The following is an 11114-nucleotide window of genomic DNA, read 5'->3' as shown; positions in this document are numbered from 1 at the left end:
CCTGCACGCCCCCGCCGAGGCCGGCTCGCCGCGCTGCATACGCTGCGCCGGCCCCGCACTGCGCGCCGTCCTGGACTGCGCCCGCCGGGCCGGTACCCCCGAACAGGCCGAACCCGTCCTGGCGGCCTGGGCCGACGCACTCGGCGACGACGACGCCGCACCCGTACGGCTCGACCTCGCCCTGCTGCGCGCCGAACTCGGCCGCCTCGACGAGGCCTTGGCCGACCTGCCGGAGGACGCCGGCACCGTCCGGTCCGCCGTCCTGGTCCGCCGGGCCGGCGCCGCCCTCGCCGCCGATCAGCCCGGACGGGCGGCCGGCGACCTGCGCCAGGCCCTGGCCCTCGCCCCCGGCCACCCCCAGGCGGCCGCCGCGCTGGTGCTGCTCGGCGAGCACGAGGCCCACCAGCACACCGTCGAGGGCCGTCACGGCGAGGCCTACCGGGGCTACCGCGAGCTGCTGCTCAAGGACCCGGCCCACCCCCGGCTGCTGCACGCCGTCGGCCTGGCCGGCTACCGCTTCGCCTCCGCCTCTGCCTCCGCCTCCAGCGAGAGCGAGACGGCCGGCGGACCGGACGGCCCCGACGGTCCCGACGAGCAGGTCTGGGCCTGGACGCTCGGCTGCCTGGTCGCCGCCCTGCACGGCGAGGAGCTGTGGGCCGAGACCGCCCGGATCACCGGCCGCGAGGCCGACCCCCAGCGCACGGCCGCCGCCCGCGCCGCGGTCATCGACAGCCTGCGCGACGACCTGCGCGCCGTCGACCGCGCCGCCGGGCGCACCGGCGACGAGACCACCGCCTGGACGCTGCGCCTGGGCATGGAGGCCCAGGCCGCGGACGCCTTCGCCCAGGAGGACGTCCGGATCACCCTGCCCGGCCGCCCCGCGCGCCGCCTGGTGGTCGGCCCCACCCTGGACGGGCTGCTGCGCGCCGCGCCCGAGACCGCCGGCTGGGGCGAGGCCTACCAGCAGGCCGTCGGGGCCTGGCGGCGGGCCGCGGGCCCCGGCACGCCCGCGCTGGGCCGGGCCCTCAGCCTGTTCGGCGCGCTCGGGCCGCAGCAGTACCTGCACCTCCAGGGCCGGCAGGCGGCCGCCGTCGCTGCGCTGGACGCGGTCGCCGAGGGCGCGCGCGGCGCGGCCTGGCATTCGCTGCTCGGCGCGTCCCTGGTCAGCCAGGCCCGCGAGCACCACCGCAACCAGGACTGGCGCGAGGCGCTGGACTGCCTCGCCCGGGCCGGTGCCGTCCCCGGCGTGGTGCTGCCCGCCGACGTGGCCCGGATCGCCGCCGAGTCCGGTGTCCGGGCCGCCCGCGCCCTGCTGAAGAGCACCGTGGACGACCAGCAGGGCGCGGCCGAACTGCTGGAGAAGGCCTTCGAGTTGGCCCCGGACGACCCGGAGGTGCGGGGCGACCTCGGCGCGACCTACGCCCAGTGGGCCCGCAAGATCAACAACGAGGAGAAGGACTACCCGCGCGCCCTCGCGCTGCTGGCCAAGAGCCAGGAACTCGCCCCCGGCGACCCGACCGCCCGGCACTTCCTGCGGGCCGCCCTCGGCAACCGGGCCGGCCAGCTCAGCCGCGTCGACGCCTCCGAAGCGGAGCTGCTGGAAGCCGTCGAGATGTGGCAGCAGCTGATCGACCTCGACGACGACCCGGAGAACCGGCGGGGCCTGGCCTTCGTGCTGCGCCAGCTCGCCCGCTCGGCCGCCTTCGCCGACGACAGCAACACCGCCATCCGGCGGATGGCCTCGGCCCTGGACATCGACCCGGACTGGGAGGGCGACTACACCCGGGCCGGCACCGAGGCGACCCGCCGGATCTCGGTGATGCTCGCCAACCACGTCATCGACCACATGCAGGACGAACCGTTCCTCGCCCAGGCCGCCATGCTCCAGAAGGCCAAGTCCTACGACAACTCGCCCGACATCCGCCGGCTGATGGTCAGCGTCTGGCGCGGCGAGGCGATCGGCCTCTTCGAACGCCGCCGGTACCTGGAGGCGACCGGGCTGCTGAAGGAGGCGCTGGAGCTGGCCGCCTCGCCGGAGGACAAGGCCAAGATCCACAACGAACTCGGCATCGTCCTCAGCTCCCTCGCCGTCGCCCAGGCCAACGACGGCCGCTACTACGAAGCCCAGGGGGCGATCGCCATGGCCCTCCAGCACAACCCCGACGACCGCGAACTGCGCGCCCTGGCGACACGCATCAACAACCTCAACCGCCGCTGACCGGCAACCACCGGGCGGCCGTCGTCGTCGTAGCACGTGCGCGCGCCCGGCCGTCGTCCCGTCCCGATTCCGGTCCGTGAGCCGGTAGTTCCGATCCGCTTGAGCCGTGAGGAGAGAGACCGCCCGCCATGCCACTGCACGAACCGTCGCCGTACGAGGTCCTGGGCATCCCGCTCACGGCCGGGGTGCGCGAGATCAACCTCTCGGTCGGGAAGGCGCTGAAGGCGGGCCGCTACAGCCGCCAGCAGATCCAGGACGCCGCCGCCCTGCTGCGCAACCCGGACCGACGCCTGGAGGTCGACCTCCAACAGCCGCTGCCGCCCGAGCCGGTCGACCAGGCCGCCGGGCTGCTCGCCCCCGCGCTCGCCGAACCGCTGCTGGTGATCGAGCGCCCCGGCCTGCCGCCGGCCCCCGACCTGTTGGCCCTCCACCGGGCCGAGGCCGCCGCCGACTTCGCCGAACCCGCACCCGGCGGTGCCGACCCCGAACCGCCCGTCCCCACCCGCTACGCGGCCGACCTGTCCGTGCTGCCGCAGATCGAGGTCCCGGAATGACCGACGCACCGACCGCATCCCCGCTCACCGGCCACCAGCGGCTGGAGGTCCCGTCGGGCGTCGAGTCCGTCGACCTGGAGGCCAAGTTCACCCAACTGCTCTTCCGGGCATCACTGTTGGGCAACAAGCTGACAGAGCAGAAGCAGCAGGCCCGGGCCGCGCAGCGCGAACTGCTGGGCGTCCTGGTCGACGTGGACGACGCACTCGCCGCCCTCGGTCTGGACCGCGAGCTGGTCGCCCACGGTCGCGGCGCCGGGCTGGAGGCCACCCGGCGGCGGCTGCTCGGCCGGCTCGCCAAGGCCGGGGTGCGGCCGATGCGGCTGGACGGGCTGGCGGCGGACCCGGCGCTGACCGAGATCGTCGGCACCGAGGTACGGCCGGGGGTGGCTCCGGAGACGGTGCTGCAGACGGTGGTGACCGGGTTCTTCTGGGAGCAGGAGGTGCTGCGCCGGGCCCAGGTGGTGGTCGCCGCACCGGAGTCGGCGCTGCCGCCGGTCGAGGACCCGCGGCTCGGGGTGTACGGGTACGCGGAGCCCGCTGAAGCGGAGCCGCTCGCGGCGTCGGTCGGGGGGCCGGCCGCGGCGCCGGTCGAGGAGCCGGTCGAGGAGCCGGTCGGGGGGCCGGCACAGGCCGAGGAAGCCGAGGAAGCCGAGAAGCCCGAGGACCCCGCGGGGCCCGGGGAACCGGGGCACCCGGAGGCCCCCGCGACCGAGGCCGTCGCCGGCGAGGCCCCGGCCAGGCCGGTCCCGCCCCGGGCCCGTCGAGCGGCCAAGACGGCGGCGGCGGGCCGGCCGGCCAAGCGGGCCAAGCGCAAGAAGTAGCCAGGACCACGAGGGGCAAGAGGGGAACGACATGTACCGCACACTCGGCATCGACCTGGGCACCACCAACTCCGTGGTGGCCCACCTGCGCCGGGGCGCGCCGGAGATCATCTTCAACCGGCAGAACCAGGAGGCCACGCCCTCCGTGGTCGGCAGCGGCCGCAAGGGCGAGCTGCTGGTCGGCTCGACCGCGCGCAGCCGGATCGCCATCGACGGCGCCAACGTGATCCGCTCGGTCAAGCGCTTCATGGGCCGCAAGTTCAAGGACCCGCAGGTGCAGGCGGCACTCAAGGACATCGACTACAAGGTCACCGCGGGCACCGACGGCGACGTCAACGTCTGGTTCAACGGTCGCTCCTACACCCCGATCGAGATCTCCGCGATCATCCTGCACCGGCTCAAGGAGGACGCCGAGCAGCGCATCGGCGAGCCCTTCCACCGGGCCGTCATCACCGTCCCCGCGTACTTCGGCGAGCGGCAGGTCGCGGCCACCCAGGAGGCGGGCCGGATGGCCGGCCTGCACGTGCTGCGGATCATCAACGAGCCGACCGCCGCCTCGCTCGCGTACGGGCTCACCACCGAGGCCGGCGACGAGGGCCGCACCGTGCTGGTGTACGACCTCGGCGGCGGCACCTTCGACATCTCCATCCTGCTGCTGGTGCCCGGTTCGGTCTCGGTGCTCGGCATCGAGGGCGACAACCTGCTGGGCGGCGACGACTTCGACCGCGCGATCACCAGCGCCCTGCTGGAGGACATCCGCGAGGAGTACGGCTCCGACTACCAGCCCGACCTGCGGGACCGCCCGAAGATCGCCTCCACCGCCGAGACGGTCAAGATCGAGCTCTCCAATCAGCAGGCCTCCGAGGTCATCCTCCCCGGCCTGGGTGCCGGACAGCTGGTGCTGGAGACGGAGTTCGACCGGGCCCGCTTCGAGGAGCTGATCGAGGCCCAGATCGAGCGGACCATCGAGCTGACCCACAAGGCCATCATGCAGGCCAACCTGACCGTCGGGGACATCGACGAGGTGGTGCTGGTCGGCGGCTCGACCGCGATCCCGCTGGTGGAGCGGCGGCTCGGCGAGGTGTTCGGCACCCGCCGGATCAAGCGCGGTGTCAACCCGATGCAGTGCGTGGCGCTCGGCGCGGCCGTGCAGTCCGCCCTGGTCGGCGAGGTGGAGTGCCCCGAGTGCCGGGCCCCCGGGGACCTCTCGGCCTCCAACTGCGCCAACTGCGCGACCTCCCTGCTCGGCGGCGACCGGGTGTCCTGCCCGACCTGCCACGTCCCGGTGGACGCGGCGGCCGCCGACTGCACCAAGTGCGGCCAGTCCCTGGCCGGTTCAGGCGCCGGCGGGACGGGGACGACCATCCCCAGGCAGTCCCAGGCCACCACCGCGCTGCGCGGCGACAACTGCCCGCAGTGCGGCACCCCGGCCGCCCCCGGCGTCACCGCCTGCGAGTTGTGCGGCGAGGCGCTCAACTCCGCCGCCCCGGGCAACACCAGGGTGGCCTCCACCGCCGCCGAGGACGTCGGCCTGCGCTGCGCCTCCTGCTCGGTCGTCAACCCGCCCGGCAGTGAAGTCTGCGCCGGCTGCGGGGAGTTGATGCAGGTCACCAACCCCTTCGACATCACCCCGAAGAACCTCGGGATCGAGCTCAACGACGGCCGGCTGGCCGTCATCATCCCCAAGAACACCAGCTACCCGACCAGTTCACCGGTCAGCCGGGAGTTCGTGGTCTCCGGCAGCGGCCGCCAGCGGCTGGAGATCGCGGTCTACGAGGGCGAGCACGAGATCGCCCAGCAGAACGAGCTGATCGGCCACCTCACCCTGCGGCTGCCGGAGGGCCTCGGCGGCCGGACCGGCGTGGAGGTCGCCTTCGGCCTGGACCGGGACCGCACCATCACGCTGTCGGTCCGGATCCAGGGCGGCGGCGAGAAGACCGTCAAGCTGGAGCGGGTCACCCTCGACCCCGAGCTGAAGGTGCAGGTCGAGGAGCAGCAGCGGCAGATCGAGACCTTCACCGACCGCTGGGGCGGCGAGCTGACCGAGGCCGAGATGCGCGAGGCCCAGCGGCTGATGGACGCCCTGGACGACCTGGCGGCCGGCCAGACCCGCGGCCAGTCGGTGGACGAGGCGCTGGAGCGGGCGCAGCGCCAGCTCAAGGCCCAGCGCTGGGTGCGCGGCTCGGAGGCGTACCTGAGCCTGTTCATCCACTACTGCGAGAAGCACCTGGACCCGAGCGACCTCGACCGGCTGCGCTCGGTGGCCGCCGAGCTGCGGCTGCGCCGGGAGGCGGCCGACTGGGAGGGCGCGATGCGCGCGGCCCAGAAGGCGGACGAGCTGTGCGACGCGCTCGGCCACACCTTCCGGATGCTCACCATGTGCAACGTGTACGTCAGCCAGAACATGATCTCGCCGGCCCTGGCCCAGCGGATCATGGCGGAGCTGCGCGGGCTGGACGAGGCGGTGGAGGCGCCCAACATGGAGGCGGTCAACACCCACATGTCGAACCTTCTGGCCCTGTACGCGCAGGCGCAGCGGGAGCTGGGCAGCGAGCCGGCCGCCGAGTCGCTCGGCCCGGTCCGTCCGGAGGAGGCGGGTCCGCGATGACCACCGAGACGCTCCCCGAGGTGATCTGCCCGCTGTGCAAGGTGCCGGCGGACTGGCAGTCGCTGGGCTGCCCGTCCTGCCGGGAGGACCTGAGCGTGCTGTTCCGGCTGCGTTACGCCGCTCGGATCGACTACAACCGGGCGCTGGACGCCCTGGCCGCCGGGGACGGGCCGCTCGCGCTCGGACTGCTGCACCGCGCAGTGGCGGCCGAACCGGGGCTGGAACCGGCCCGGGAGCTGCTGGAATCACTGAGTGTGGCCGGATCCCCGGGGCCGGAGCGGAGCCCGGCGCCGGGGGAGTCGGAGGGCGACACGCCCTCCGAATGACCAATCCGGCCGCTCCCGGCCTGCCGTCGAGTTCGATCGGTGCGAGTGTGATCGTCACACGGAAGTTCGCCACCCTCACAAGGAGTGACGCAATGCGTATTCGCACCACCCTCGCCGCCACCGCGCTCGCCGCGGCGGCCGTGCTCGCCGGTGCCGGCACGGCCGCGGCCGGCAGTGCCACCGCCAACGGTGTCGCCTTCGGCTCGCCGGGTGTGCTCTCCGGCAACCAGATCCAGATCCCGATCAACCTCGAGGCCAATGTCTGCGGCAACTCGATCGGGATCATCTCCATCCTGAACCCGGCCTTCGGCAACACCTGCATCAACGCCTGACCCGCGCGCCGGGGCCGTCCGTCGATCCGACGGGCGGCCCCGGCGCCGTGTCGGTACCCCCGTTCGGGGGTGGCGGCGCGGGCCCGGGACCGCGAGCATGGATCCCTGTCCCGCACCGTCGCACCCAGGAGCCAGCCCGTGCCGACACCGCCCGCCCAGCGCAGCCACGCCTCCGGAACCGCGGACGTCCCACTGCTGGGCGACACCATCGGGGAGAACCTCGACCGCGCGGTGCGCGCCTTCCCCGACCGCGACGCCCTGGTCGACCGCCCCACCGCCCGCCGCTGGACGTACGCCCAGCTCGCCGCCGACGTCGACGCGCTGGCCCTCGGCCTGCTGGACCTCGGGATCGCCAAGGGCGACCGGGTCGGCATCTGGGCCCCCAACTGCGCGGAGTGGACGCTCACCCAGTACGCCACCGCCAAGCTCGGCGCGATCCTGGTCACCGTCAACCCGGCGTACCGTTCCCACGAGCTGGAGTACGTGCTGAACCAGGCCGGGATCCGGCTGCTGGTCGCCGCCGAGCGCTTCAAGACCTCGGACTACGCCGGGATGATCGAGGAAGTCCGGCCGCGCTGCGCGGAGTTGCAGCGCGTCCTGCTGCTCGGCAGCCCCGCCTGGGACGACGTCCTGGCGGTCGGCCGCGCCGCCGACCCCGCCCGGCTGGCCGCCCGGCAGCGGGAGTTGGCCCCGGACGACCCGATCAACATCCAGTACACCTCGGGCACCACCGGCTTCCCCAAGGGCGCGACCCTGTCACACCGCAACATCCTCAACAACGGGTACTTCGTCGGCGAGTTGCTCGACTACACCGAGCAGGACCGGATCTGCGTCCCGGTGCCCTTCTACCACTGCTTCGGCATGGTCATGGGCAATCTCGCGGCCACCTCGCACGGCGCCTGCGTGGTCATCCCCGCCCCGTCCTTCGAGCCCGGCGCCACCCTGGCCGCCGTCGCCGCCGAGCGCTGCACCTCGCTGTACGGCGTGCCGACCATGTTCATCGCCGAACTCGCCGACCCGGACTTCGCCCGCCACGACCTCGGCAGCCTGCGCACCGGCATCATGGCCGGCTCGCCCTGCCCGGCCGAGGTGATGAAGGAGGTCATCGAGCGGATGGGCATGTCCGAGGTCTCCATCTGCTACGGCATGACCGAGACCTCACCGGTCTCCACCCAGACCCGCACCGACGACCCGGTCGAGCGCCGGGTCTCCACCGTCGGCCGGGTCGGCCCCCACCTGGAGGTCAAGGTCGTCGACCCGGCCACCGGCCGTACCGTCCCGCGCGGCGAACCCGGCGAGCTGTGCACCCGTGGCTACTCCGTCATGCTCGGCTACTGGGCCGAGCCCGAGCGCACCGCCGAGGCCGTGGACGCGGCCGGCTGGATGCACACCGGCGACCTCGCGGTGATGGACGAGGAGGGCTACCTCGCCATCACCGGGCGGATCAAGGACATGGTGATCCGCGGCGGGGAGAACCTCTACCCGCGCGAGATCGAGGAGTTCCTCCACACCCACCCGGACGTCCTCGACGTGCAGGTGATCGGTGTCCCCGACGCCAAGTACGGGGAGGAGCTGATGGCCTGGATCCGGATGCGCGATGGCGCCGAGCCGCTCACGGCCGAGGCCGTGGCCGCGTACTGCGCCGGGCGGCTGGCCCACTTCAAGGTCCCGCGCTACGTGCACGTGGTCGAGGAGTTCCCGATGACGGTCACCGGCAAGATCCGCAAGGTCGAGATGCGCGAGCTGGCCGTCCGGATCCTCGGCCTCTGACCCGCTCGAACGCCGACGGCCCGCCCCGATCGGGGCGGGCCGTCCTGGTGCCGCGGTCAGTACGGACACCGCCGCCGTGACGGCCGAGGGCCCGACCACCGGAGCCGTGGTCGGGCCCTTGTGGCGTCCCGTCAGATCCGGCCGAACGCCCGCAGCATGTACTCCTTGCGGTCCGCCGGGTTGAGGTCGGTGCGGCGCCGGCTCGGCACCGGGCCGACGGCCGGCTGGAAGCTGTGGAACCGTGTCACCAGCACACCCTCGCCCTGGCTCAGCCCCGGCAGCCGCTGCTCGAACTCCTGCACGGTGCGGGCCGGAACGGTCCCCTCCACCAGGCAGCTGCTGCCCTGCCCCCGGGTCGTCTCCGGGGTCGCACCGCACTCCACCAGGTTCAGCAGGACGGTGCTGACACTCTCGGCCGGCACCTCCAGCTCGAACCGGTTGACCGGCTCGAAGACCTGCGTGCCCGCCTGCTTGAGCGCGTTCATCAGCACCAGCGGGGTGAGCTTGCGGAAGTCACCCGCCGCACTGACCGGGCTGGCGAACCCGGAGTGGGTCAGCGTCACCAGGATGTCCAGCACCTCCCAGCCGTTCAGCCCCTGCCGCAGGGTCGCCCGGGCGGCCTCCTCGACGGCCTTGTGGAAGGCGTGCGGCAGCGAGCCGAGCTCCACCGACCGGCGGAAGACGACCCCCGAGCCCGGCTCCCCGGGTTCGACCCGCAGGCCGATCGTGGCCCAGAAGAAGGTCTTGCTCCGGTAGTCGATCTCCTCCACCGACTCGCCGACCCCGATCGGGCGTTCGACGCAGATGATCCGAGTGCCCTCGAACACCACGTCCAGCTTGTAGTCGTCGGCGAGGGTCGCCGCGATGACCTCCTTCTGCACCTCGCCGTAGAGCGAGACGGAGATCTCCTGTTCCTCGTCGTCCTTGCGGACGTTGATGAACGGATCCTGATCGGCCAACTGCAACAGCGCGTCGTAGAGTTCGGGCATCGCACCGGGCCGGGCCGGCCGGACCACGGTCTCCAGGCTCGGCGGCGCGAACAGGTGCTCGCCGTCCAGCCCCTCGTGGGAGCCGAGCCGGTCGCCGATCCGGATGCCCTTGAGCCCCCAGACCTTGGCGATGTCACCCGCCCGGGCCTGCTCCTCCACCACCGCGGAGCCCCGGTCGAATACCTCGACCACGGTGGTCCGGCCGGGCAGTTCGACGACCGCGCCGTGCTGGTCGCTCCGAAAGACGGACACCTTCGACCGTGGCCCGAGCGTGCCCGTCCGCAGTCGCACGTAGGCGACCTTCTCGCCCGCCCAGCCGCGTTCGATCTTGAACACGGTGCCGTGGAGCGTGCCGTCGGCGCCGCCGTGATCGACCGGAAACAGCCTGGTGATCCCGTCGACGAGTGCGCCGATGCCGGCGTCGGCCACGGCCGAGCCGAAGAACACCGGGTAGACGTGGGCCTGGCGGGCCTGCCGGGCCAGTTCCTCGGTGTAGTCCCGAACGCTCAGGGACGCCTCGTCGTCGAGGTAGCGGACCAGGAAGTCGTCGCCGTGCTCGGCCAGGATGTCGGCCAGTTCGGAGGCGAACTCCGGATCGTCCGGCCCCATGGTCCGGGTGATCGCGCGTGCCTCGGGCGTGCCGAGCCCTTCGACCCTGGTCAGCGGCACGACGGTGGCCGAGAGCTCGGAGCGGATCTCGTCCAGCAGGTCGGCGTACCGGGCGCCCATGCGGTCGATCTTGTTGACGAAGAGGATCACCGGCATGCGCATCCTGACCAGCGTGCGCATCAGCAGCCGGGTCTGCGCCTGCACCCCTTCCACGGCCGAGACGACGAGCACCACGCCGTCGAGCACGCCGAGGGCCCGTTCCACCTCGGAGATGAAGTCCGGGTGGCCGGGAGTGTCGATGAGATTGACCTTCACGTCGCCGACGGTGAAGGACACCACCGCGGAACGGATGGTGATGCCGCGCTGGCGTTCGAGTTCGTGCGAGTCGGTCTGGGTGTCACCGCGGTCGACGCTGCCGACGCGGTCGATGACGCCGGCGGTGTGCAGCAGTCGCTCGGTCAGGCTGGTCTTACCGGCGTCGACATGCGCCAGGATTCCGATGTTCACGCTTGACAAGACGGAGTTCCCCTAGTTCTTCGGTCTTCGTACGGATAACCGGAGCAACGCGGATCTTTCGGGGCACGTCCTTCTCCTTGCGTGTCTGGCGGCGGCGAGTCCTGATGGTCCAACCGGCCTCACTCTAACAGAACTTGACGAATGACCGGCCGATCGGCGGGGGTCGATCGGCGGGGGGTGTTTCCCTCGGGACAATTCGGCTGGCCGATCTGGAAATGCGCAGGTGCCACCTGGGAAATGCGGCGCTGCCACCTTGTCCGGATTCCTCTTGAGGCCCCGCCGGAAGCCCGGATATTCCTGGGTTCGAGGAAATGTCCGGCCGACATCGGAGGCATGATGGAGTTCACCATTCCGGGCCCGCTGGAAGTCCT

Annotated in this window: 8 protein-coding genes; 7 read left to right on the top strand and 1 reads right to left on the bottom strand. The window is 72.5% G+C overall.

Features of this window, described 5'->3' with window-relative positions; translation table 11 throughout:
• From BG452_RS31890 to BG452_RS31860, 7 genes are all read left to right on the top strand, one after another.
• Positions 1 to 2218 (top strand): hypothetical protein (locus tag BG452_RS31890; RefSeq protein ID WP_223243016.1); only part of this gene is annotated, 2218 nt, incomplete at its 5' end.
• A 128-nt stretch (positions 2219 to 2346) separates the two neighbouring features.
• Positions 2347 to 2772 carry a hypothetical protein gene (locus tag BG452_RS31885; protein ID WP_188307836.1) on the top strand — a complete coding sequence of 142 codons (426 nt, stop codon included), beginning with the start codon at positions 2347 to 2349 and terminating at the stop codon, positions 2770 to 2772.
• Positions 2769 to 3593 (top strand): nucleotide exchange factor GrpE, encoded by an 825-nt coding sequence (locus BG452_RS31880; protein ID WP_188307835.1) that lies wholly within the window; start codon positions 2769 to 2771, stop codon positions 3591 to 3593. Before BG452_RS31885 ends, BG452_RS31880 begins: the two co-directional genes overlap by 4 nt.
• Positions 3594 to 3624: 31 nt before the next feature.
• Positions 3625 to 6201, top strand: coding sequence for an Hsp70 family protein (locus tag BG452_RS31875; protein ID WP_188307834.1), 2577 nt, complete (start codon positions 3625 to 3627; stop codon positions 6199 to 6201).
• Positions 6198 to 6527, top strand: coding sequence for a hypothetical protein (locus tag BG452_RS31870; protein ID WP_188307833.1), 330 nt, complete (start codon positions 6198 to 6200; stop codon positions 6525 to 6527). The genes BG452_RS31875 and BG452_RS31870 overlap by 4 nt, the downstream gene beginning before the upstream one ends.
• 92 nt (positions 6528 to 6619) lie before the next feature.
• Positions 6620 to 6859 (top strand): chaplin, encoded by a 240-nt coding sequence (locus BG452_RS31865; RefSeq protein WP_188307832.1) that lies wholly within the window; start codon positions 6620 to 6622, stop codon positions 6857 to 6859.
• Positions 6860 to 6997: 138 nt separating this feature from the next.
• A complete protein-coding gene (locus tag BG452_RS31860) occupies positions 6998 to 8629 on the top strand; it encodes an AMP-binding protein (RefSeq protein WP_188307831.1) in 1632 nt (543 codons plus the stop codon).
• Positions 8630 to 8760: 131 nt separating this feature from the next.
• On the opposite strand, the gene BG452_RS31855 is transcribed toward BG452_RS31860, so the two are convergent.
• A complete protein-coding gene (locus BG452_RS31855) occupies positions 8761 to 10743 on the bottom strand; it encodes an elongation factor G (RefSeq protein WP_188307830.1) in 1983 nt (660 codons plus the stop codon).
• Positions 10744 to 11114 lie beyond the last annotated feature (371 nt).

This window comes from Streptomyces sp. CBMA123 (genome assembly GCF_014596465.1).
Lineage (GTDB): Bacteria > Actinomycetota > Actinomycetes > Streptomycetales > Streptomycetaceae > Kitasatospora.
Note: the sequence above shows the minus strand (reverse complement) of the source record. Positions and strands in the feature narration are given on the sequence as shown.